At 40.9% G+C, this 23,792-nt stretch carries 28 protein-coding genes; 18 read left to right on the top strand and 10 right to left on the bottom strand.

Going from position 1 to position 23,792, the window contains the following annotated elements; genetic code table 11:
* Window positions 1–83: 83 nt before the first annotated feature.
* Complete coding sequence (locus CLV32_RS19505; protein ID WP_243732365.1) at window positions 84–632, bottom strand: lipocalin family protein; 549 nt, start codon at window positions 630–632, stop codon at window positions 84–86.
* A 199-nt stretch (window positions 633–831) separates the two neighbouring features.
* On the opposite strand from CLV32_RS19505, the gene CLV32_RS19500 reads away from it, so the two are divergent.
* Together CLV32_RS19500 and CLV32_RS19495 are read left to right on the top strand one after the other, a co-directional pair.
* The gene (locus CLV32_RS19500; protein ID WP_133558631.1) at window positions 832–1,197 is read left to right on the top strand and encodes a response regulator; all 366 of its coding nucleotides are present in this window, start codon (window positions 832–834) and stop codon (window positions 1,195–1,197) included.
* Window positions 1,194–1,730: a DUF892 family protein gene (locus CLV32_RS19495; RefSeq protein ID WP_133558630.1), complete on the top strand. Its 537-nt coding sequence runs from the start codon at window positions 1,194–1,196 to the stop codon at window positions 1,728–1,730. Before CLV32_RS19500 ends, CLV32_RS19495 begins: the two co-directional genes overlap by 4 nt.
* Window positions 1,731–1,824: 94 nt before the next feature.
* On the opposite strand, the gene CLV32_RS19490 is transcribed toward CLV32_RS19495, so the two are convergent.
* Entirely contained in the window at window positions 1,825–2,286 is a 462-nt protein-coding gene (locus tag CLV32_RS19490; protein WP_133558629.1) for a PA2169 family four-helix-bundle protein, read from the bottom strand.
* A 128-nt stretch (window positions 2,287–2,414) separates the two neighbouring features.
* Window positions 2,415–2,693 carry a hypothetical protein gene (locus tag CLV32_RS19485; RefSeq protein WP_133558628.1) on the bottom strand — a complete coding sequence of 93 codons (279 nt, stop codon included), beginning with the start codon at window positions 2,691–2,693 and terminating at the stop codon, window positions 2,415–2,417.
* Between the two features lie 291 nt (window positions 2,694–2,984).
* Between CLV32_RS19485 and CLV32_RS19480 the strand changes: the two genes are divergently transcribed.
* Complete coding sequence (locus CLV32_RS19480) at window positions 2,985–4,307, top strand: TIGR00341 family protein (protein WP_133558627.1); 1,323 nt, start codon at window positions 2,985–2,987, stop codon at window positions 4,305–4,307.
* Between the two features lie 17 nt (window positions 4,308–4,324).
* On the opposite strand, the gene CLV32_RS19475 is transcribed toward CLV32_RS19480, so the two are convergent.
* Window positions 4,325–4,879, bottom strand: coding sequence for a hypothetical protein (locus CLV32_RS19475; protein ID WP_133558626.1), 555 nt, complete (start codon window positions 4,877–4,879; stop codon window positions 4,325–4,327).
* A 119-nt stretch (window positions 4,880–4,998) separates the two neighbouring features.
* Here CLV32_RS19475 and CLV32_RS19470 point away from each other — a divergent pair, with 119 nt between their 5' ends.
* The 10 genes from CLV32_RS19470 to CLV32_RS19425 all read left to right on the top strand — a co-directional run bounded on the left by CLV32_RS19470 (window position 4,999) and on the right by CLV32_RS19425 (window position 13,774).
* The gene (locus CLV32_RS19470) at window positions 4,999–5,556 is read left to right on the top strand and encodes a YeeE/YedE family protein (protein WP_133558625.1); all 558 of its coding nucleotides are present in this window, start codon (window positions 4,999–5,001) and stop codon (window positions 5,554–5,556) included.
* Window positions 5,557–5,559: 3 nt separating this feature from the next.
* A complete protein-coding gene (locus tag CLV32_RS19465) occupies window positions 5,560–5,973 on the top strand; it encodes a DUF6691 family protein (protein WP_133558624.1) in 414 nt (137 codons plus the stop codon).
* A gap of 174 nt (window positions 5,974–6,147) precedes the next feature.
* Window positions 6,148–7,449 carry a Na+/H+ antiporter NhaA gene (gene nhaA / locus CLV32_RS19460; RefSeq protein WP_133558623.1) on the top strand — a complete coding sequence of 434 codons (1,302 nt, stop codon included), beginning with the start codon at window positions 6,148–6,150 and terminating at the stop codon, window positions 7,447–7,449.
* A 140-nt stretch (window positions 7,450–7,589) separates the two neighbouring features.
* Entirely contained in the window at window positions 7,590–7,979 is a 390-nt protein-coding gene (locus CLV32_RS19455) for a hypothetical protein (RefSeq protein ID WP_133558622.1), read from the top strand.
* A 90-nt stretch (window positions 7,980–8,069) separates the two neighbouring features.
* Entirely contained in the window at window positions 8,070–8,960 is an 891-nt protein-coding gene (locus CLV32_RS19450) for an MbnP family protein (RefSeq protein ID WP_243732364.1), read from the top strand.
* 43 nt (window positions 8,961–9,003) lie between these two features.
* Window positions 9,004–10,047: a cytochrome-c peroxidase gene (locus CLV32_RS19445; protein ID WP_243732363.1), complete on the top strand. Its 1,044-nt coding sequence runs from the start codon at window positions 9,004–9,006 to the stop codon at window positions 10,045–10,047.
* Between the two features lie 22 nt (window positions 10,048–10,069).
* On the top strand, window positions 10,070–10,924 hold the full coding sequence (locus CLV32_RS19440) for an MbnP family protein (protein WP_133558621.1): 855 nt from the start codon (window positions 10,070–10,072) through the stop codon (window positions 10,922–10,924).
* Window positions 10,925–10,929: 5 nt separating this feature from the next.
* Window positions 10,930–11,976 carry a cytochrome-c peroxidase gene (locus tag CLV32_RS19435; protein ID WP_133558620.1) on the top strand — a complete coding sequence of 349 codons (1,047 nt, stop codon included), beginning with the start codon at window positions 10,930–10,932 and terminating at the stop codon, window positions 11,974–11,976.
* A gap of 2 nt (window positions 11,977–11,978) precedes the next feature.
* Window positions 11,979–12,905 carry a transporter family protein gene (locus CLV32_RS19430; protein ID WP_133558619.1) on the top strand — a complete coding sequence of 309 codons (927 nt, stop codon included), beginning with the start codon at window positions 11,979–11,981 and terminating at the stop codon, window positions 12,903–12,905.
* 11 nt (window positions 12,906–12,916) lie between these two features.
* Window positions 12,917–13,774, top strand: a complete 858-nt coding sequence (locus CLV32_RS19425; RefSeq protein WP_133558618.1) for a helix-turn-helix transcriptional regulator — start codon at window positions 12,917–12,919, stop codon at window positions 13,772–13,774.
* Between the two features lie 35 nt (window positions 13,775–13,809).
* Here CLV32_RS19425 and CLV32_RS19420 read toward each other — a convergent pair whose 3' ends face one another.
* On the bottom strand, window positions 13,810–14,901 hold the full coding sequence (locus tag CLV32_RS19420; RefSeq protein ID WP_133558617.1) for a GAF domain-containing protein: 1,092 nt from the start codon (window positions 14,899–14,901) through the stop codon (window positions 13,810–13,812).
* 179 nt (window positions 14,902–15,080) lie between these two features.
* Between CLV32_RS19420 and CLV32_RS19415 the strand changes: the two genes are divergently transcribed.
* Window positions 15,081–15,293, top strand: coding sequence for a hypothetical protein (locus CLV32_RS19415; protein ID WP_133558616.1), 213 nt, complete (start codon window positions 15,081–15,083; stop codon window positions 15,291–15,293).
* A 224-nt stretch (window positions 15,294–15,517) separates the two neighbouring features.
* Here CLV32_RS19415 and CLV32_RS19410 read toward each other — a convergent pair whose 3' ends face one another.
* Window positions 15,518–16,852 (bottom strand): peptidylprolyl isomerase, encoded by a 1,335-nt coding sequence (locus tag CLV32_RS19410; protein ID WP_133558615.1) that lies wholly within the window; start codon window positions 16,850–16,852, stop codon window positions 15,518–15,520.
* 68 nt (window positions 16,853–16,920) lie between these two features.
* On the bottom strand, window positions 16,921–17,295 hold the full coding sequence (locus CLV32_RS19405; RefSeq protein ID WP_133558614.1) for a hypothetical protein: 375 nt from the start codon (window positions 17,293–17,295) through the stop codon (window positions 16,921–16,923).
* 322 nt (window positions 17,296–17,617) lie between these two features.
* Here CLV32_RS19405 and CLV32_RS19400 point away from each other — a divergent pair, with 322 nt between their 5' ends.
* From CLV32_RS19400 to CLV32_RS19390, 4 genes are all read left to right on the top strand, one after another.
* A complete protein-coding gene (locus CLV32_RS19400) occupies window positions 17,618–18,154 on the top strand; it encodes an RNA polymerase sigma factor (protein ID WP_133558613.1) in 537 nt (178 codons plus the stop codon).
* A 42-nt stretch (window positions 18,155–18,196) separates the two neighbouring features.
* On the top strand, window positions 18,197–18,319 hold the full coding sequence (locus CLV32_RS23425) for a hypothetical protein (protein ID WP_262711532.1): 123 nt from the start codon (window positions 18,197–18,199) through the stop codon (window positions 18,317–18,319).
* 428 nt (window positions 18,320–18,747) lie between these two features.
* On the top strand, window positions 18,748–19,614 hold the full coding sequence (locus CLV32_RS19395) for a RagB/SusD family nutrient uptake outer membrane protein (protein ID WP_166641986.1): 867 nt from the start codon (window positions 18,748–18,750) through the stop codon (window positions 19,612–19,614).
* A complete protein-coding gene (locus tag CLV32_RS19390) occupies window positions 19,614–21,602 on the top strand; it encodes an FAD-dependent oxidoreductase (RefSeq protein WP_133558611.1) in 1,989 nt (662 codons plus the stop codon). The genes CLV32_RS19395 and CLV32_RS19390 overlap by 1 nt, the downstream gene beginning before the upstream one ends.
* Before the next feature lie 242 nt (window positions 21,603–21,844).
* Here the strand turns inward: CLV32_RS19390 and CLV32_RS19385 are convergent, their stop codons facing one another.
* Genes CLV32_RS19385 through CLV32_RS19375 form a run of 3 tightly spaced genes read right to left on the bottom strand, consistent with a single transcriptional unit; the run spans window position 21,845 to window position 23,765 of the window.
* On the bottom strand, window positions 21,845–22,471 hold the full coding sequence (locus CLV32_RS19385; protein WP_133558610.1) for a response regulator transcription factor: 627 nt from the start codon (window positions 22,469–22,471) through the stop codon (window positions 21,845–21,847).
* Complete coding sequence (locus CLV32_RS19380; protein ID WP_133558609.1) at window positions 22,464–23,357, bottom strand: sensor histidine kinase; 894 nt, start codon at window positions 23,355–23,357, stop codon at window positions 22,464–22,466. The genes CLV32_RS19385 and CLV32_RS19380 overlap by 8 nt, the downstream gene beginning before the upstream one ends.
* Window positions 23,358–23,381: 24 nt before the next feature.
* Complete coding sequence (locus tag CLV32_RS19375; RefSeq protein WP_133558608.1) at window positions 23,382–23,765, bottom strand: hypothetical protein; 384 nt, start codon at window positions 23,763–23,765, stop codon at window positions 23,382–23,384.
* Window positions 23,766–23,792 lie beyond the last annotated feature (27 nt).

The raw sequence follows: 23,792 nt of genomic DNA, 5'->3' as shown, positions 1-23,792 counted from the left end.
GCAAATCTTTTCCTCAGAGATTTGAGGAAGAAAGCGATACCAATATTTTCAACCCACTACCCCAGTCAATCAGTATGAGCAGATTAATTTTGTTTGGTCCAAACCAATTTGTTCACATCATAACCCAAGCTTTCAGCTTGTTGCAGATAAGCAGATTTAATATCATTTGGCATGGTCTTCTCGCGTGACAACAACCATAAATATTTGAGGTTATTACCTGCAATTAGTGCATATTTGTAATCTGGATCAATGGCGATGATGTTGTAACCGGCGTAGAATGGGCCGAAAAAGGAAACCTTTAAGCGCGCAGTTTCTGGGTCTTTAACAAACTTGGCTTTGCCGATACTTTCCTTCCATTCTTTTTTAACAAAATTATAGCCCCGGTTTTGCACGCGGATAGAACCATCGTTATTCATCGAGTAGTTTGCTGTAACCTGATCTAAGTTTTTCTCGAACTTGAAGTCGAACCGCGCAATCTCATACCATTTACCAAGGTATTTATCTTTATTAAAAGGCCTAACTGCAGTTGCTCCTTTAGGAATTGATACGCAGGACGCTAAATTAAGTGCTAGAGCTGCTGCCCCGATTCCCAAGACTACACCAACTTGCCATTTTTGAGGTTTTGACATCATAATAGCTCAACAAAGTATAAACGCTTTGGTTTGATCTGATTGAAAAAAGCAATTGTTGTACATTTTTATCAAAATATTTCGCAATTATTCCTGAAATGAATAATTTTAAAACATTGTGCTGCACGAGATGTTAAGTCGAAGTATTTTAAGATAAAATTCAGTCTTCAGAACGATAATTCAGAACACAAATTTTGAAAAAATGTCTAAAAAAATACTGTACATCGAAGATGATCCAGATATCTTTGAGATTTTAAATATCGTTTTTGTGAATGAGGGTTATGAAGTAATCGGCTTTAAATCAGTTTCTTCAATCGATCAGATTTCTGTAATACACCCAGATTTAACTCTACTCGACGTTAGAATAATTGGATCTGTTGCAAACGGCGATGAAATTTGCAGGCAATTGAAATCTGATGCAGACTCCCATCAAATTCCGGTCATACTCCTTTCGGCAGAACGAGATCTTGATATTATGGCATCAGCATGCGGTGCAGATGATTTTATTTTTAAGCCCTTTGGATTGGTAGAGTTAGTTTCAAAAGTTCAATCATATATTAAATCATGACAACAAATCTATCTGGCGAAAACTCAGGGACAAATCGGCTGCATGCTGAGCGACTCGAACCTTTTTTTATTGAGCATCTCGCAAAAGTATATGTTGCAAAATGTCACCTAGTAGCAAAACTACCGCAAATTAATAATCAGGTAAACGATCCCGACCTTAGCCATGGAATTGATGAAACCGTAGTTAATGTAGAAAAGCAGATCAGCAGGATAGCGTTCATCTTTAGCCTTCTTGATGCTCCTTTGCCAGTTAAAGATGCAAATGGTCTGAAAGGGCTTGTTGAAGAAGCTTTTGAGGCTATTGAAGCGCAAGATGGCGACGAATTTTTACGTGATCTTTCCATATTATTTTACTTACAAAATATTGAAAACGTAGAGGCTGCATCCTTTCAGTTACTTCAAATGGCGGCTGTAAAATTCTCAGATAAAAATATTGGCGAGTTATTGAAGCAAAACTTTGAAGAAGCTAAGAAAAATAGAACCTTGCTTTTATTGATTTCTACTAAATACATCACAAACGCAGCTAAGCGCTGATAGATAAAATACGATTTCAGGTATTTAGCTATATCAGGAGAATAAACAACAAAAAAGCCGCTGACACATCAATCAGCGGCTCATCATTTAACATTTACAATGCTGCATGAGCATCTCTCAAAATCTTTATGGCATCGTGACTTGCGTTGATACCTTCTTGTTGTTTAAGCAGGACAGTTCTTACCTGATCTCCAAGATCATTCTCCTGAAGTGCATCTCTATAAGCTTTTTTAATCGCATCCTCACCCCTTTCACATTCAGCAAGAATGCTATGTCTGTCGTCGCCACCGAAGCTAGCCTTGATATCAATCCAAGCTCTATGCAAAGTACCGAGAATCGTGTTACCAGTATCTGGATCTTCACCATTTCTACCTACTAAACCAGCGAGCTCCGTTACATTGGTTCTACTGTCAGAAGCCAATTTATCAAAAGTTGCCTTTAAATCTATATTCTCATCTTTTAAATCTGCTGATGCTTTTTCAAATCCATCAGCACGGTCATTGTTAATTTGGATCAGGTCGTTCAAAACGCCTACTGTGTTCTCATTATTTTCCATTTCAAATGTATTAGAGTTCTCGTTTTTTTATACATCAAATAACAAGAGTAGACCAACTTAGTTTAAAATACTTACAATTTGACAATAGATTCACTACCTCAACCAGGTGAGAAGACCTGCACAACAAACTATGATTGAATGCCCTTCAGAGTAGCGTCTACTTTTTTTCTGACTACATCCTGCATCCTGAAAAGCTGATTGGTTATGCGATAAATGGGAAGGGCATTTTGTTGAAGTTGTTCCTTTCCATCTATAAGCTCGTTGAGGTGGACAAGATCTTCTTGTATACTCCGCAGGTGTCTATTAAGATTTTTATTTAAAAGTACGTCCGCCCAAATGTCTGCGTAGGCAATCATATATTTTGACAGAAGTTCGTTTTCAATTGGCGACCATTCGCTACTTTCCATAGTTAACTTTCAAAGGTCATCTCAAAAGATTCGCCAGCGCACAGCATGACTGTAAAAACGCGGTTGTTTAGGTCACCGGGCATGTTATCAACAACTGACGACATTTTAATTCGGTCCAAAATGAAAATCAAATTTTCAATCTGACATAGTCATACATACAGGAGGCAACGCCAAAACAACATCCTGCATGCTCCTTATCAATGCGTACGATTAGACAAATCATGTCTGTTGATCGTCGTTAGCGCGTTTGCAGATTGGAAAAATCTGGCCAAAAAATTGTAGTATCAGTTTATGAACGAAATCTACACCGCTGTAAAAAGGTTTTTTTCCTATCGATTTAGTCTCCATGAAGACAACGCCGAAGAATCAGACACTATTGAGTCAATCAGAAGAAATGTAGAGTTTAGGGGAGCCAACTTATGGACCCTTATCTTTGCTATTTTTATCGCATCGATCGGTCTAAACCTGAATTCTACAGCAGTAATAATTGGGGCTATGCTGGTTTCTCCGTTGATGGGGCCGATTATGGGAATAGGCCTGGGTATTGGGATTAATGATTATGAGCTGGTAAAAAAAGGAGTGCGAAATCTGGCAATAGCAACGGTTATCAGCGTACTCACTTCAACATTATATTTCTATGTAACACCTTTACATGATGCATCGTCTGAGCTTTTATCGCGCACCTCTCCCTCTATTTGGGATGTCTTTATCGCTGCGCTGGGTGGACTTGCAGGAATTATTGCTGCAACCAGAAAGGAAAAAAGCAATGTAATTCCCGGCGTGGCCATCGCCACGGCATTGATGCCGCCACTCTGCACAGCAGGTTATGGTATTGCTTCCGGAAATCTATACTTTTTTGCTGGCGCGATGTACCTGTATTTTATCAACAGCGTATTCATTTGTGTGGCCACTTACCTGATCGTTAGGTACCTGAATTTTCACAAAAAGGAGTTTGAGGACAAAGCCTATCAAAAAAAGGTGCGCCGTTATATTCTCATTATTGTACTGATTACCGCAGCACCCAGTGTGTTTTTAGCCTATAGAATTGTTAACAAAAGTATTTTTGAAAACAACGCCCGAGCCTTTGTAGAACAGGAAGTTAACTATAAGGACACCCAGGTGATTTCCAAGCTTTATAACTATAGCACAAAAGGCAATAAAATTGACTTGCTCCTATTAGGAGCAGAGTTGGATAAGCTTCAGATTGACTCGCTTAAAAAGAAATTGCCGGCTTATAAATTAAACAACACAGAGTTGATCATCAGGCAAGGTCTGAATGCCAAGAACGAACTGGACATTTCGCAAATCAAAGCCAGTATTATGGAGGCGATGTATCAAGGCGATACTACTAAGCAAAAAAGTCAGCATTACAATGCACTGAACCGGCCGATTCCTAAGTTGGATAAAGAACTGAAATCACTGTATCCTGGTTTGCAGGCATTCACAATCAACAACGTGGAGCTTAGAAATCTGGATTCGAACAGGACGGATACGGTTACTATGGCATTGATCAATACCTCCGCCGTGATTGGCCTTGCTGATCAAAATCGGTTACGTTTATGGCTTAAAAACAGAATCAAGGCAGATTCGCTCATTCTTGTGGTCCAGAAATAAATCAAATGACTATGCTTTTATGGCGTACTGAGGGCAAACGCAAAACGGATGCCCACAAAAGAAACTTCACCACTGCTGCGTCGCCAGCGTTCATATTTTAAGCCGATATCAGCGCCATAGCGTGATGAAAAAGGAAGATACACACCAATTCCTGGGGCATAAGAAAAAGAAGAAGTTATCTGATCGCCAATAGTTACTGCTGTACCAGCCTCCAGAGCCGCGTAATATATGCCACCAAAATAATAGCGGCCGCCGATTGTGATTGGCACCACACCATCTACATGAACATCTTCGCCAAGATTTTCCAGTCGCTTTTTGATATCGTCGCGGTAACGGAACGTCATATAACCTACGGATCCGATGACGTTCAGCGATTTGGCAACATTACGTTCTGACTTAACCGAAATTCCGTATCCGTTGATATATCGATTGGTTGATTTCCCGACAGGGATCCCCATTAAAAAACCTATGGATGTTTTAGCTATGGCTGTGGGAAGTTGTGCGTATGCAGCGTTGAAACAAAACATTGTTATCACGGTAACCACATTTTTAGCAAGAATTTTACTTAACATATTCACAGCCCATCTTCAATCCCATTCTTTATTTTATCATCGAGAAGGCAAGATAAGCATGACCAGCTATATTTGTCCGACTACTATTAAATAATTTATCTTCACATTAATTATAATTTATGATTGAGTTGATCAAACAGCCTTGGCCCTGGTATTTCTCTGGCGCCATGATCGTGCTGATAATGCTGATGCTGATTTTCTTCGGTAAATCGTTTGGCTTTTCTGCTAACCTGCGCACGATATGTAGCATGGCGGGCGCTGGCAAAAAGCATAGCTTCTTCAATTTTAATTGGAAAGGACAGGTATGGAACCTGATGTTTCTGCTAGGTTCCATCATAGGTGGATTCATTGCAACCCGGTATTTAAGCACCCCGGCACCGATGGAACTTTCCAATCAAACCGTCGCTGATTTGAAAGAACTGGGAATCGGATTTAACGGTCAGTTGAATCCGGATCAGTTGTTTTCGCTTAAAGCACTGACTAACCCGGGTAATCTGGTCATGTTACTGATTGGGGGATTTCTGGTAGGTTTTGGATCGCGTTACGCTGGTGGCTGCACTTCAGGGCACGCGATATCTGGTCTATCCAACCTCCAACTGCCCTCGCTCATCGCGGTTATAGGCTTCTTTTTAGGAGGCCTGATGATGACATTTTTGATTATGCCCTTGATTTTTTAACGAATGAAACAACTTAAATATATACTTGCCGGGATACTGTTCGGCATTATCATGACAAAATCCGAGGCAGTATCCTGGTACAGGATTCAGGAAATGTTCAGGTTCCAATCGTTCCATATGTATGGCATCATCGGTACAGCTATATTATTAGGAGTAACTGCTGTTTCTTTAATTAAAAGATTCCATTTAAAAGACAGTACGGGGCAGCCAATAGTTTTCCAAGACAAACACCCTGGATTTAGGAAATATCTTTTTGGCGGGATCATTTTTGGTCTTGGCTGGGCTTTGACAGGCTCTTGTCCAGGTCCGATGTTTGTTAACCTCGGAAATGGTTATCCTGCAATGGCTTTAGTGATTGCAGGTGCACTACTGGGAACCTATCTATATGGTGTTTTAAAAGATAAGTTACCTCATTGACGGAGACAGAAATAACCTCCATAATCATCATATCTCAAGAGACATTGTTTTAATAAGTGTCCTCAAAAATACATCATACAAAAATCCAGTTCACTTTCTGTAAAGATCATTGCTATTTTACATACGCTAATCTATAGATTTGCAGGAATGCCAGCTGACGTTAAGTTTCTATACATGAAAAAGACACCCATCGAAAAAATAATCGCTCCAGTAAATAGGTTCATCCATCTGGAATATACGAGTGGAATTGTTTTACTGATTAGTGTAATAATTGCAATTGTATGGGCCAATTCTGCATTTCATAATAGCTATCACCACTTATGGGAAATCAACTTCTCAGTAGGTTTCGACACTTATAATTTAAGTAAGCCGCTACACATCTGGATCAACGACGGACTGATGGCGATTTTCTTTTTTGTGATTGGCCTGGAGTTGAAACGGGAATTTATGGATGGTGAACTGTCGACTTTGAAGAAGGCTGCACTTCCTATGACCGCAGCTTTGGGAGGAATGGTTGTGCCTGCATTAATTTATTATGTAATCAACTACGGTGAGGAGGCAAGTCATGGATGGGGCATCCCGATGGCAACAGATATCGCCTTTGCACTAGCGCTGCTCTCTATGGCAGGAAAGCATGTACCATCATCTGTAAAAGTATTTTTGTCGGCTTTAGCCGTTGCCGACGACCTAGGTGCAGTTATGGTGATTGCATTTTTTTATACCGCTGAAGTTAATTTTGTGGCGTTAGGTATTGCAGGGATCTTCCTGGTTGGCCTGATTTTAGGTAACATCCTTGGCATACGCAGCAGTCTGTTTTACCTGATTTTAGGTATTGGTGTATGGATTGGATTTCTGCTGTCGGGTGTGCATGCAACAATTGCCGGGGTGCTGGTTGCGTTTACCATTCCTGCTGTGACCAGGATCAATGAAAAGGCATATTCAGAAAACCTTAGAAAACTGTCGTACGACTTTGATAAAGAAATTCCAAGCAACAGCACGCTGACGACGCCCGAGCAGCATCACACGATACAACATGTTAAGAATTTAAGTTTAGCTGCAGAAACCCCGCTGCAGAAAATTGAACACACCTTACACCCCTGGGTAGCTTTCTTGATTATGCCTTTATTTGCATTGGCAAATTCGGGGATTGTTATTGGGGCAGACATACTTACTGCCATCATTAATCCGGTATCGATTGGTGTTACCGCCGGACTTATTATTGGTAAGTTTACCGGAATCCTGTTATTTACCTGGGTTATGGTTAAATTGGGGCTGGGCAATCTTCCTGATCAGGCTAACTGGAAACACATCATCGGGGTGGCTTTACTTGCCGGCATTGGTTTTACGATGTCTTTATTTATCAGTGGACTTGCCTTTAAAAACCCGTTATTTGTAGACCAGGCGAAGTATGGCATTTTACTGGCTTCTATTGTGGCGGGAGTACTGGGAACAATTGTGTTGAAGCGCATCAAATAACATGTCTGCTACCAAATTTCGACAGAGGGACCTGTTCGCGCCGGTATATTTCAAATAATCAATCCAAATGTTTTGAGATTCAATCAGGAATTGAAAATTCATTGTAGAGTTTGCGTTTTAAACCTAGCTTTGCGGAGATTATGTTTAAAAGCAGTATCGCTATCCTATTATTGTGCTGTCTGATGTTGACTAACTTCAGCAGGATGTTTGTATTCAGCGCTTTTACACTCAATCAGAAATATATTGCCAGCACTTTATGTATCAACAGGGATAAACCCGAAATGCATTGTAATGGGAAGTGCTATCTTGCGAATAAGATTAAACAGGTTGAAGAAAAGGAGAAGAAAGAAGCTCAGGATGGCCAAAAGAAAGGCTTTCAGGATCACTTTATCTCAAAAGAAAGTCCTGTTCAGCTTACTTATTCCTTGGCACTGAAAAAGCAATATGTAATGGAAAACCATTCGGCTCTTCCTAAACGTAGTGCTGAAGTTTTGCACCCACCACCAGCCTCACAGCCAACACTTTCTTAATATTCATTCCTCACCTATATTGTTGAGCTGAAGGGATATGCCCTGCTGCGATTTTTGGCCGCAAAATGCTAACCCATTTATTTTTTTATCATGTACTGTTTTGTGCTCAAAATGCACATTCAGGCAATTGCTATTGCTGATCCTGTAGGGATAGGCTTAGCACCGCTATATCATATTTCTGAAATGAAAAAATTATTAACCATCATAAGTTTAAGTGCATTATTATTTACTTCCTGTTCAAAAGACGACGACAACATTCTGGCTGAGTCAGAAGGAAAAGCGACGGTTTCTTTTGATGCCATGTTTGGAAGTCAGGATTTTGCATTAAATAAAGGCTTCACTGTAGGCTCGAACACATTAACCTTTAATAAACTGCGTTATTGGGTAAGTAATGTCGTGCTGGTGAATTCCAAAAATGAAGAATTTAAAGTTCCTTCATCTTATTACCTGATTGAGGAAACCAATGCCATTAATCTTACAGGAGTAAACAATGACCTTTCTACAACCGTTTACCCGGCTACAAAAAGAGAAGATGTGGTCTTGAAAGAAATCCCGGCTGGTGATTACAAATCGATTCGATTTTCAATTGGCGTTGAACAAAAGTACAATGACAACCTTAGCCTTCAAACTGGTGAGCTATCTCAATTAAATGGCATGACCAATGTATCATGGATGTGGCTAACAAGCTATATCTACACCTCATTGGGCGGAACAATTACCAATGGAACGACGTCAAAAACACTGAAGGTAGAAACAGGTTTAAATGCAAATTACAAGACTGTTACCTTGGATTTTCCGGCAGCTGTCCGTATCAGTTCTACAAAAGCAACAAACATTGTCTTGAATGCTGATATCTCCAAAGCGATTGATGGTTTAGATGTATATTCCACAAATACTGTAGGAGGTTCGCAAGCAGCGGCAATGACAACTGTGGCAACTAACTATGCAACAAAGGTATTTTCAGTAAAATCCGTAAAATAATTAGATGACAGCTTGGTGTTCGAATTTTCGTATCACTGTCTTTATGCTTTTACTGGCCGGAGTCGCTTCTTGTAAAAAGGACAACTCCGCGGAAGAAACTGACCTGGGACCCCACACTGTACAGTTGGAGGTTCCGGGCAACTTCCCCGCTGCTCAGCAGGATCTGGACAATCCGTTAACTGCTGAAGGTATTGCACTGGGTAGGATGCTTTTTTATGAGGTTAGGCTTTCTGGCAATAACAGAATTTCCTGTGCCTCCTGTCATCGGCAGGAGCTTGCTTTTACAGATGGTGTTGCCCTAAGTACACTTGGCGCGTCGGGAAAAAAGCTGGAAAGGCATGCACCTGCGTTGTTTAACCTAGCCTGGGAAAAAACAGGTCTATTTTGGGATGGCGGTTCTAAAAATTTAGAGTCACAGGCATTTGGTCCCTTAACAAGTGCTGATGAGATGCATCAGGATCTCTTGGTCATGGAGACCGAATTAAAACAAATTCCCATGTATGTAGCGCTTTTTAAAAAAGCCTTTGGTGCTGATATCACTGCTGCAAACGTAGTTAAAGCGTTGGCTCAATTTCAGCGAACTATGATTTCTGGTACGTCCAGGTATGATAAGTACAAAAGAGCCGAATCTGGCGGCAGCTTGAACGCCGCAGAGTTGCTGGGCATGGAGCTGGTGAACAGCAAATGTAAATCCTGCCACAGCGGAGAGCTGTTTACAGATGATGGTTACCACAACAACGGGATTGACTCAACTTTTAGCGATGATCTTGATGGCATTTTTCAAGGTCGTTTCAGGGTAAGTTTCGATCCTGCTGACCTGGGTAAATTTAAGACGCCATCGCTAAGAAACGTATTGCTGACAGCGCCATATATGCACGACGGAAGATTTAAGACCATCGATGAAGTGCTGGATCACTATAACTCCGGGATTAAAGCTTCCCCAACTACTGATCGGCTGCTTTATCAGAATCAGGGAACCGTGGGTATACCCCTCTCCGCCACCGAGAGGGGAGCTATAATTGCTTTCCTTAATACACTGACTGACGACGAGTTTATCAACAATAAAAAATTCAATAACCCTAACTAGTTACATCATAAAAAATATCACAATGAAAATAGTTGAAAATAATTTAAGGTTGACTTTGCTTTTCAGCCTGTTCATGCTATTGGCTGCCTGTTCAAAAACAGACGACCCCGCTCCCGAATTTGAGGAAGCCAACCTTGCACCGCTTTCTGTTGAATTTGACAATATTGTTGGTGATCGGACCCTGACTTTTAACAATACCGGAAGCCCCTATAAAAATGCGGCTGGCGAAGCCTTTACTATTTCGAGGCTTCAGTATTTTATCAGCAACATCAAAGTAAGTACTGCTGACGGCAAAGCATATACTGTAAAACAGGACAGCAGTTATTTCCTGATCAAGGGAGATGACAAGGCTACCCGTTTTGCCAAGGTAAAAGTTCCCGAAGGTGATTACACCAAGCTAACCTTCACATTAGGTGTTGACAGTTTGCGCAGCACCATGCCGATCGACAAACGTACGGGCGTGTTGGATCCCGCAGCGGGCGGAGGTCATGATGATGGAGGTATGTACTGGGGCTGGAACAGCGGCTATATCTTCTTTAAGTTTGAAGGAAATTCGAATGTCGTATCGGACGATGCCAATGGTGACCCTACAGGGAAGAAACAGATGAAATACCACGTCGGCTTTTTTGGGGGTTATAGTGCGCCAACACTTAACAACATTAAAGTTATAACCGTGGATTTAAGCGCTGCAGGGATAGCCAAAGTGAGAAAAGACCGGCAAAGCAACATCCATCTTTTTGTAGATGTGATGAAGGTTTTTAATGGCAAGAATAGCTTCAGAATTGCTGAACACCCAAATGTGATGTTTGATGATTTTACAGCTAAGATTGCGACTAATTTTCTTGAAATGTTTAAGCATGACCATACTGAAAATTAAATACCATGCATAAAAAACACTGGATCGTATTGTTTTTTCTTGGTCTCTTTATATTGGCCTGCAAGAAAGACAACCCAATTAAAGAAGAGATTGAGCAATTTCTAGGATTTCAGAAACCTGCCAATTTTCCAGAACCAGTATATAAACTGGCCAATAACCCGGTTACCAAGGCAGGATTTGAGTTGGGCAGAGCCTTATTTTACGAACCAAGGCTTTCTCGCAATAACACAATTACGTGTGGTTCCTGTCATATCCAATCATCCGCATTTACGCAGCATGGACACGATGTGAGTCATGGTATCGATGATCGGTTAGGAACACGCAATTCGCCTCCAATCATGAATCTGGCCTGGAATAAAGCATTTATGTGGGGTGGTGGGGTTTATGACCTGGATTTACAACCGATCACACCCATTACCACACATGAAGAGATGGACGAGAATCTGGAAAACGTGTTGCGCAAGATCAGGGCTTTGCCTAAATATACGGCCATGTTTAAGGGAGCATTTGGAACTGAAGAGGTGACCACAGCCAGGTTTATGAAGGCCTTATCGCAGTTTATGCTGATGTGTGTAAGCAGTAATTCGAAATACGACAAAGTGATGCGCAAGGAAGCTGGCGCAAGCTTTACCGGAGATGAACAGGCAGGGTATACCCTCTTTAAAGAAAAGTGTGCATCCTGCCATTCCGAGCCCTTATTTACCGACGGATCTTTCCGCAACAACGGTTTAGGAATCAGTGTGATCAATGACAAAGGTTTTTATGCCGCTACGCTGATTGAGACCGATAAATATAAATTCAAGGTTCCTTCGCTCAGGAACCTGCAGTATACCGCACCGTACATGCACGATGGCCGGTTTTTAACGCTTGCAGGTGTACTGGAACACTACAATTCTGAAGTTCAGGCAACACCGAATCTAGATCCTTTGCTTAGTCAGAATGGGAAACTGGGGATCGCGCTGAATAGTGATCAGAAGGTGAAAATCACTGCATTCCTCAATACTTTGAACGATGTGGAATTTATCAACAATAAAATGTTATCAGAACAATAACGATGAAGAGAAAAATAATCATTACACTGGCTTTGCTGGTGGTTAGCATAACTGCTTCCAGGGCATGTGACATCTGTGGATGTGGTGTTGGAAGTTATTACCTGGGTATTTTACCAGAGTACAATCAGCGTTTTATAGGACTACGTTATCAGTACAAAACTTTGCTTACCCATTTGGGCCCGATGGGGGAACGGACACCTATTACTGCCGACGAGACTTACCAGAGTGCAGAATTGTGGGGAGGCTGGAACTTTGGATCTAAGTTTAGGGTATTGGCATTTTTGCCTTACAATTTTAACAAGCGGGAGAGCCAGGCTGGAGATGGAACAAAGACAGGCTTGGGCGACATAGCGGTGATGGGCTACTATAATCTGTTTGACCACAAGGGCGTGGTTGGAGAACGTTTGCTGGTGCAGTCGCTCTGGGTTGGTGCAGGCGTTAAAGTACCTACCGGCAAGTATGAGCCTTCCGAACGCTTAGCTATTAGTGAATCTCCCAATAATTTCCAGTTGGGCACAGCCAGTATCGATTTTACGCTGAATGCGGCCTATGACATCCGGTATAATGATATGGGAGTTAATGCCAACGTGAATTACAAGATCAACACCGAAAACAAGTACGACTACCGTTATGGAAATAAATTCACATCAAATGTATTGGCCTATTACAAATTGAGGATTGCGAACAAAGTTACCGTAGCACCAAATATCGGCGTGCTCTATGAAACTGCAGTAAAAGATGTAGAAGCCGGGAAGTACGAGGTGGCTGTTTCCGGCGGACATTCATTATCAGCCGTTGCAGGTGTTGAGGTTTCTATGAAAGGGTTTTCTTTTGGTGCCAATTATCAGAATGTACGCTCGCAAAATTTGGCTGGCGGCAGGGCCTATGCAGGAAATCGTGTAATGGTCCATATGTCTGTACCGTTTTAACGCTGACATTTATGCAAGCATCAGCATTACCAGTTTATAGCATTGGCATCTTTGGTGACGAGGGCAAGCAGTTCTGGATGGGAGGATTAGGTGGTTTTGCGGATAAGCTCCCAACTCTGGGACATCCGCACAGGCAGAACTTCTATATGATCATGCTGATAGAAACCGCTTTCGGGGAAGTTCTGGTCGACAAGCAACGTATTCCCTTAAATTACAATGCAACGGCGATTATTATTAAACCGGACTGTATTTCCTGCATAGCTATAAATAGCGAGGCTAAAGGATATATCATCTGCTTTACAGAACAGTTTTTTTTACTCAGATATAATGCAAATATCCTAAACCAGTTCTCTCTTTTAAAAAGGGAAGCAGTGCCGCATATTGACCTAACCGATCAATCCATACACTGGCACGAGCTGATCAGCTTATGTTATGGAGAGTTTACGCTGGGGCGTTCGGAAGCTGAAACTGTTCTTCGTTCTTATCTGAATATTATCTTATTTGAACTGGACAGGCTATATCATCCATCCGGATTTCTGAAAAGTAAAAACATCAAGCAAGAAAAGATCCACCAATTTGAGACTTTGATAGACAGACACTTTACAATGAATAAAATGCCTTCTCATTATGCTGATCTATTAAATCTGAGTCCGAATTATCTGAATAAGATTTGCAGATCGGAAACCGGACAAACAGCAGGTGCATTGATCCGAAAGCGCATTATCGTTGAGGCGCAGCGTTTATTGCAGTATACAAATTTATCCGTTAATGAAGTCGCTAATGAGTTAGGCTACGAAAGTCTTTCCTATTTCGTTACTTCTTTTAAGAAGCAAACCGGGCAGACACCCGAGCAATTTAGAAATAAATAAGATAAAGGTCTGCAATTTCATTTTAATGACAGCACTCAGCTCGCACTTGCTGAAGATACGATTTTTTTAATTGACGCATCGAGCTCAGCAACGGCCAGGTCCATCATCATTATTTCTTCTTTAGCTGCCAGTTCTGGATCAAGCTTAATTAAGTTCATCAAGCCTAAAATTGAAGATACAGGTTTGCGGATTTCATGTGCCTGCATAAAGGCGATAGCTTTGAGCATTTGCTCGTGTTCTATAGTTTGTGCCTCAGCGGTTTTGATATCAGTTACATCAGTGGCATTATAGGAAACGCCAATAATTTCATGCGCTGAATTATAAGCGGGAAAGTAATTGAATCGCCAAAAATACACTTTACCCTCGTGCCTTAAGCTAGACTCTCTGGTGATAGACTCCCCCGCCAAGGCCCTATTGATATTTGATAAAAACTCATCCCTAAAATCTGTGTCAATAATTTCCATGATGCTGTTACCGACAACCAATTCCTTTTTATAAGTATCAAGCATAACATCATAAACAGTTTTATTGAAAAAGAGCATGTTTAGATCCAGATCGAGCAGCATATGACAGGATCCCGAACTTTCGAAAACGGATCTAAGCGTGATTTCGTTTTTTTTCGTTTCCAGGTATTGATCTTTCAGTATCTGTAAACTGAGATCGAATTCCAGAATGTGGATTACCTGCTTGGCGAGGATCGTCAACATATTAACCTGAACATCGGTTAGTTGTCGCGCTTGATGATCGATGACACAAAGGCTACCCAGGTTCATACCATCCTGAGTTTTCAAAGGCGCCCCTGCATAAAATTGAATATCTGTTTTTCCTTTGCGTAAAGGATTGTTACTAAATCTTGAATCGAGGCCAGTGTTCGGTACGATGAGCACTTCATCCTGTGTAATTACGTGACTGCAAAAAGCATCTGTTCTGGTTGTTTCAGCGAGATCGGTACCAACTCTGAATTTAACGTACTGCGTGTCATGATCTATCAGCGTAATTAACGCAATAGGGGTACCACAAATTTGAGCAGCAAATTCAGCGATCTCCTGTAGCTCACTCTCTTTGCTAATCTTCAATTTCAGGTATCTGTGTACTTCCTGAAGTCTTTGTAATTCTCTATGTGGCATATAAAAGCATTGGTAAACAATTCACTTACGAAATTTCTGACATTTAAGATATACAGATGCACGTATTAAATCAATATAACGGTATTAAAACAAAAATTAATAAATCAACTGGATTCACATTATAGTATTTTTACGATAAAATGAAGTAATTATACTAAATTTATGAAAATAGCTGCACTATGGGCTCTTTTCAAATTATTCTGAATGGTCATGCCGTACATGTTAGGGAGCTTGGAAAGGGGCGATACAGAGTTTCGATGGCTGATATTGACATAGGAAACCTTTCCAGAACAATCGTAAACGGTCAATCTAAGTGGATTTCAACAACCCGCCTTAAACCCGAACTTGCACAAAAAATAGGTGCATTGATTGATCAATTTTACAAAGTTTGATTATTACCCTAATATTTAAGAAAAAAATCTGAGCGCGAACGTGTTGGCAAATTAAGGCCACTTCGACAGGACGTTAAAACCGCACTTAAACGCACAACCAATGGATTTTTTAGTTCGGAGAGATAGCTAAAAAATACTTGTTATCAAGTTTGTTCTCTATAATGAAATATTTTAAAGATAGACCTATGTCGCATATTTACCTATATTAACAAGGGTTCTAATGATTAATTTGAGTTAAAGATTTCACGATGACCTTGTTCCTCTGGCGCTATGGAACTTTTATTCTGATCTTGGTAATAAATATCTGGCTGTAAAGTCAGCTTTAGTTTGTATTTAAGTTTTAAATTTGCTATCGTACGTGTCAAAATAGCACTAGTGTCAATATTTGGATTCCTATGTTCTATCTGTTTTCTAGTCTTGTCCTTTATAAGGTTTTCTAAATATGTCTTAAAGATAAGGTTATCTGAAAATATTTTCTTACTAGTCAAAAAACGTCGGTCTAAATAACCGTTTCGTATTGCCTCTTTATATTTATTATCCTCAACTATTAAATTACTAATTTGTTTCTTTAGATCTCCTATCGTGTGGATATTTGGTTTAAGTGGTAGGTACTTTTGATAAGTAAACAACTGATTTGAAAAGAAGTATTTTCGATGACCATTCTCAAAATATTCAGCGAGTCTTACCTGGGGGAGCGGTAATGATTTGCTTTTGATTTTTTTTAGGACGACAGATAAGCCACCTTCATGGAAAACTATATTAGCAACATTTAAAATTCTGTTTTCATCGATAGTGATTGCTTTCGTTATTTCTTCTTTTCTTAAAATATACTTTAAAAACTGTCGTGATTCTTTTAACGATAAATCTTTAGCAGAATCAATATTTAACAATTTTATTATAAAAACCCCTTTTTTTGTCGAATGAGGAGAGCTAATAGTTCCAATCTTTAAATTCCTTACATCACGCTCCACTTCTGAAAAAAAACTATTAGGAAAACACAGAATTGCATTATTCATTACCATTGAATTGGGAACACTTCGTTTGATTAAATTTGAATCAAATCCATTTTCTTTAATATAATCAAAATCCAACGCCTTTAAAGATCTGCGATCAGGCAATACTAGAAGGTCGATGTTGTATTTATACTTTCTCTCCAAATAAAGATTCTCAATTTCTTTCTCATCAATTGGTATCTTTGAGGCTATCTTTTTTTCATAATAGAGTCCAAAACTTTGATTAACCATTCGCCTTTCTAGATACGTTATGGCCTGCTTAGTCGTTGAATCTTCATAGAGGTTATTTTTATGTGCGTCAGCTAAGATATACGAATTATTAATTAGACGCGCAAACCATTTTTTGTACTCTATGTTTAAAGGAGGACAATTGTTTTTACTATAGTATTCATCATAGTATCGCTTGAATCGAACATCTAACTCATATTTTGTTATTTTATAGTCACCAACTTCAATGACAATGTCGTCAGATTTCAAGTTGATTTTCAAATACAAAACACCATAAAGTGTAAAAAGAGTTATAATAATTAATAATTTTCTAATCATACCCTTAGTATTTGAAATATTATAAATTAAATATTTAACGTCCTTAAGAAGGATGTAATATTATTTTTTTACCAAGATATTTCAAGACCAGCCGCACCAGTATCGATTACATATACACCGTAGCTCACGTCTATCCCAATATTTTTCGTGAACTGTTTCTTGTTTCTGTAATATTGAGAAGGGTTAGTTATGGTTGCTGCAATCGTCTCATTGCCAAAACGAACTGAGGCATGCCCATTTCTTGGCCAGGATTCGTATTGAACCCACATATAGTAGTCTATTAATTCACCTCCAAATAGTTCATTCTCAATAGTACCGTTTTGATAATCAGACTCATAAGCATCACAATAAATTGTAGTTGAAACATTGCCTGAAATACTGCCCGCCTCATTTTTAAAAGGGTAAAAAGCCAATAAAAAAAAGGTCATGATAATTTTTTTCATAATTTAAGATTTTAAGTGTAAGTAGGTTACCAGCTTTTAGATGCACTTACTATGATATTGGGTGAACGCTCATCTGACAGTGATAATTTTTCCTGTAATACTTTAACCCCGAGCTTCAGATTTATCATAATCAAATTAATTGAAAACTCATCACCGGCTGCATCCTGGTATTCTCTATAGTAGAAAAAGCTATCAGTTGATATTGCAAATTGCTTTTACAGGAAGCTAATTGAAAATTCTCCCTCCACGAAACAGGAATACAACTATTAGTTGTTTTTCTGTTTTAAACTTATATATTTATCACCTGCTTTAATTCATTTTAATGGAGGCTTCTGACCGAATATTATTGAATAACCTTATTGCCGGTAAACAAACTGCCTACGAAGCGGTATTTAAAAAATATTACAAACCCCTCGTCCTCAAAGCTTATCTGATAATTGATAACGAAATGGAGGCCGAAGATCTAGTCCAGGATTTATTTGTCGCCATGTGGCAAAAGTCGCAGTACATTTCCATCAAAACATCGCTAAAATCTTATCTTTTCAGGGCTGTAAACAACCAGTCCTTGATGTGCCTGCGGGCAAGAAAAGTGGAACAGCGGAGGCTTGATGCGTATACAGAAGCAGTTACCAAGGCAGGTGACTCCGAACTCATCATTGATCTGTGTAACGAACAAGCCATTAATCTCGCACTAAACGGATTATCCGTAAAACGGCAAACAGCATTTAAGCTGGTACACCTCGAAGATAAAAAATATAAAGAAGCTGCAGTGGAAATGGGGGTATCAGTTAACTCCATAAAGACCCATTTGAAATTAGCAGTCAAACTGTTACAGGAAAAATTAATCACTTTTAAATAACCATTCACCTAATTACACCTTAAATGCATTTACTTATTACATATGGAATATAATCAGGACTACTTTGAGGCACTATTATTCGAAAAAGTTGCGGGCATACTCAGCGAGGATGATAACCATATCGCCGAAAAGGGAATCGCCGACTTCCCAGAGTTGAACGAATAGTATATGCACTTGGGTTAAAAATAACAAACTGGAAGCGGGTATCATTGTTATCTACGTTAGATGAAAATGATTATGGATGGAAGTAGAGCCACTATTGGAGAACATTGAACACGCATGTACTACATCATTTTTGATGCGCTACAATCCTTATTGGACAGTTGAGTTATGCTCCTTTTTGGAATTCCATTAATTCGGCTTTTCTTGACATTTTTGCCTCTGTTAACAAACTCATTGCACTCGCCCCAGCAAAAAAATGTCGCTGTTAAACCAAGTTCCGGAGAGCAGGTATACTTAAAACAAGTGACGGAAAACTCTTGCACTGGCAAATAACCAAACTATTAAGATCAACAGCGTGATAGTCTAGACTAAAGTGAACGCATTAAGTTATGCACCTGCTTCAAGCGCAAATAATTTGCAGGCTACCCTGTATGAAAACAAAGATGCATTCGACACCCAACAATCTGCTATCCAGAAATGGCCTTGGTTTTACCAATAAAGTACCATCACAGTCGCTCGTAGATGCCTATACCTGTACAGACGGACTTAATATCGATAAATCACCGTTATTTGACCCCAAGTCGCCCTACAAAAACAGAGATCCCCGACTTACCTTCACCATTGCTGTGCCCGGATCTATCTTTTACAATTACCAGTTTGAAACACATCGCGACAGCGTGAAATGCTGGAATTACAATACTACGCCGGCTACACGTGTTGACAACCAGGATGCCCTCAATGCTTTTGCGACCTTTACCGGTTACTGCTGGAAGAAATATGTTGATCTGGAGGATAAAGCAGATCGTACAAACTCTGACATGAACGTGATCCAGATCAGGTATGCAGAAATCCTGTTAATTTATGCGGAGGCTAAAAATGAGCTTGGACAACTGGACCAGTCGGCATATGACGCCATCAACCTGATCCGGTCGCGTCCCAGTGTTAATATGCCAATAATAACACTAGGAAAGACCACCGCAGAATTTAGAAGTCTGGTTAGAAAAGAACGTTTATATGAGCTTGCTATGGAGGGTTTACGCTTAACTGACTTGCGCAGGTGGAAGATTGCTGATAAAGCTATGGTTGGCAATTTTTACGGAAGAGTACAGAAAGGATTGCTTGCCGGAGCGCCCCAGATTGATGAAAATGGACTTGCCAATTATGATAATGTAGCCAATCGGGCCGACCTGAGGGTGATCGAAGTACGTACTTTTGATCCCGCCAGAGATTACCTTTGGCCGATTCCAAATATAGAAATCGTAACTAACCCCAAACTGATTCAAAACCCTAAATACTAATGATGAAGAAATTACTGCTGTACATGCTATGCGTTATCATGTTGCCTACTGCAGGCTTAAGGGCCCAAAGTTCGCTATATAAGAATTACGACATCTGCATTTACGGCGGAACATCGTCGGGCGTTATTGCGGCGTATACCGCCGCTAAGTTGGGCAAATCGGTACTTCTGGTTGAGCCTGGTAAAAACCTGGGCGGGATGAGTTCTGGCGGACTGGGTTTGACTGATATTGGCAACAAATATGCCATCAGCGGACTTGCGCTTGATTTCTACAGACGAATTGGACAGCATTACGGCAGATTTGAACAGTGGATCTTTGAACCTCATGTGGCCGAGAATCTTTTTAAGGAATATATCAAAAAAGGAAAGGTTCCCGTAATGTACCAGAACAGGCTTGTTTCGGTACAAAAACAGGGAACAGTGATAACTGGCATCATACTGGAAAACCCTGTTAGTAAAGCCGGAGGAAAAGTAAGCGCCAAAGTATTTATAGATTGTTCTTACGAGGGGGATTTGATGGCTAGGGCAGGTGTTTCGTATGCCGTTGGCAGAGAGGCCAACAGTGATTACAACGAAACCTTTAACGGCGTACAGCTCATGAACGGTCACCAGTTACCAGAGGGCATAGATCCGTACACAATTAAGGGAGAAGCGGCCAGTGGGCTACTCTGGGGAATAACCCCGGGGAGTTTGGCGGCAAAGGGAAGTGGTGATGCTAAAGTGCAGGCTTATAATTTCAGGATCTGCCTGACCAATAATCCCGCGAACATGATTCCCATTACGAAGCCTGAGAACTACCAGCCGGAACGGTACGAGCTACTGATCAGGCAAATGGAAAAAAGAACCTGGAAATCCTTGCAGGATGTATTTATCTGGAGTGGGATGCCGAACCAAAAGACAGATATCAATAACAGGAACGGGTTCTCAACAGATATGATCGGTATGAATTGGGACTATCCCGATGCAGACTATGCGAAACGTGCCGCGATATGGAAGAGCCATACCGATTACACGAAAGGGCTGCTCTATTTTGTTGGGCATGATGAGCGTGTTCCGCAGCACATCAGAAAAGAAATCAGTGCGTGGGGATATCCTAAAGATGAATATACCGATAACGGAAACTGGTCTCACCAGCTGTATATCCGCGAAGCACGCAGAATGAAAGGCGAACTGGTGATGACCCAGCACCACTGTCAGGGACAAGAAGTAGTAACTGACGGTGTGGGCATGGCAGCATATACAATGGATTCGCACAACTGCGACCGACTTATAGTTAACGGCGTAGTAAAAAACGAAGGCAATGTTGAAGAAGGTGGTTTTGGCCCCTATCCTATCTCTTACAGAGCTATTGTGCCCAAGCAAAGTGAAGCTTCAAATTTGATTGTTCCGGTTTGTCTTTCGGCAACCCATATTGCCTATGGCTCCATTCGTATGGAACCTGTGTTTATGGTGCTGGGCCAGTCTGCGGCCATCGCTGCTGCACAAGCAATAGACAGGAAAGTAGCCGTTCAGAACATCGATGTGAAAGGTTTACAACAGCAACTCAAGAATAACCCTTTAGCTGACGGCACCAAGCCCGATATTCTGATTGACAACAACACTGCTCAGGTTGCAGTTACCGGCGAATGGTCAGTTCAGAAAAAAGGAGGTTATGGCCCTGACTACCTGGAGGCCTTGCCAAGTGGAGATCAGGTGAAGTCTGTACGTTACAGCCCCGGAAAGACAGTAAGTGGAAAATACACCGTATATATCTATTACCCAAAACTCGAGGATCACAGCGCTCAAACAACCATTAACGTATTCGACGGCAAAGTAAAACAAACCATAACATTAAAAGATTCAGATGTTAAAGTGGTTGGACAAACCTCCGGAGAATGGGTTTCCTTGGGCCAATATACCTTTACAGGAGCGGGAAATCCCTATATAGAAATCCTCGCAAATGGGACGAAAGTTGTTGCCGATGCAGTGCTTCTTGTAGCAGCGCCATAAGAATTTAGGCTTCATGCCTTCTGGCACTACGCTCTTCGGAGGTGTTCTGGAAATGATGATGTTGTTTGATGACATGTAAATCTTTCTTCAAAGATTTGAGGAAGAAAACAATACATCATTTCACCCTGGCACTACGCTCTTCGGAGCTGTTCTGGAAATGATGATGTTGTTTGATGACATGTAAATCTTTCTTCAAAGATTTGAGGAAGAAAACAATATCATCATTTCACCCTCACGCTCGGTCAACCCCTAAACCACTTGTTATGCCCGGCAACCTTCAGCGCTTCGGCCTTACTATTAACTGCCAGTTTCTGATAGATATTTTTGATATGGCTACGCACAGTCTCTTTGCTGATAAACAGATCCAGTGCAATCTTGGAATAACTTTTCCCCTCAGCAATACCCCGCAGCACCTCCTGCTCACGTCCTGAAAGTGGGGAATCCTGCGCGCGGGCAAACGACTGTACAACCATTTTAGCGATATGCAGACTCATGGGGGCACCTCCGGTAAGGGCTTCAGCAATGCTTTTAATTATATCGTGGGTGTCAGAATTTTTAACAATATAACCCCCTGCACCTGCACAAAGTGAACGAAATACTTTATCACTGTCTTCCAGCACCGTAATGATCAAAACAATACAGTCTTTATACAGCTTTTTGATGCGAAGGGTCCCTTCAATACCGTCAATCCCCGGAAGGTCGATATCCATCAGCACCAGATCTGGCAGGTCTACGTGTAGATTCTTCAAAGCTGCTTCACAATTACCATATTGACCGCATACCCTATAGCCATCAGTATTTTCAATAACTGCAGCAAATCCTTCTCGGATCTTGCTGTTATCTTCGACAATGGTAATTCGCTTATCCATGTACGAGATTTTCAGGGGTGCTAACAGGAACAGTGATCATAATCTGCGTGCCATGGGAGGCATTGACCAGGTCGAATTCAAACTGATTGTTTAAGCAACGACGCTGCATATTACCGAGTCCATAATGTTCCGTCCCTGCATCGGCATTTTTCCAACTACCATTATCAGTCAGGATATAAGTAATTGCTTCAGCAGTACAACTCATGCTGAGCTGAACTTCTGTAGCACCGGCATGATTAACAACATTGGTCATTGCCTCTTTAAAAATATAAATGATGTGTAACGCTGCCCGAGGATCCAGCTGCAGGAGCCTGCACTGTTGCGCATCTAAATCCGCGTTTGTGAGAATGTTTGAGAGGGTATTTGACGAAAAGGCAATATCGAATTGATTGTAATACAACTGCCCATAAGCAGTGAGGTAATCAAAGACTTCCTCCGGATTATCACTATCATGGTTGAGGTGCCATAAAAAATCTTTACTACTGGCATATAGTGCATTGCTGTTGATGATGATCTGATCAACGATAGGTTGCACCTGGTGATCCTGACTAAGTTTCATTTTGAGAAGTGCCGCCTGCCGGGTAATGGTCGACAGCATATTGCCTGTTTCATCATGGAAGTCTGTAGCGATGGACTCGCGCATGCTATTCAGCTGTTCGGTACGTTGTTTTACAGCCTCATCCAGGATATTGATTTTCTGGTCTTGCAAGGCCCTAATATTGGCACGGTCGCACTCCTGGTCATGTTGTTGATAGGCCATAAAACCACCAAGGAACACAGTAATGAGGCAGTTCATTCCCAAGGCATATAATGGTCCGCCGAGTGTCATGTCGACAATATCTGGCAACCCGGCATGAAGCGTCTGGTAGTAGATGTATCCAAACACAGCGAGGTTACCGAATATTGCCAGTCAGCCATATTTCCTGTCGGCCCATACGGCTGCAAGGAGGTAGATATGTAGGATCGCGACGTTAGACGAATAGATTAAACCCGAATCGCTGATCCATCCATAAATGATGAAATAGGTGGCCAGTGCCGTGATGGTCATTGGAATCCGGTAATGCCCATATACTTTAATGGAGATTAGCATGATGATCAGCAGGATATCGTTGATGAAGTAACCAACTACCGGCTTGTGCAGCAGCAATAGGAATACAGGAAAAAGAAACATCAGCGGGATGGCAAATAGCGCCGAACTGACGATCACTCTGAACTCATCATGCTGGGGGTGGGTTTTATTCTGTCGCATTACTGCGGGCAGGAAATAACTTACTAATTGATCAAATGACATCATTATCGAATTTAGGATCTTCAAACGATG

The organism is Pedobacter duraquae (genome assembly GCF_004362245.1).
Lineage (GTDB): Bacteria > Bacteroidota > Bacteroidia > Sphingobacteriales > Sphingobacteriaceae > Pedobacter > Pedobacter duraquae.
Note: the sequence above shows the minus strand (reverse complement) of the source record. Positions and strands in the feature narration are given on the sequence as shown.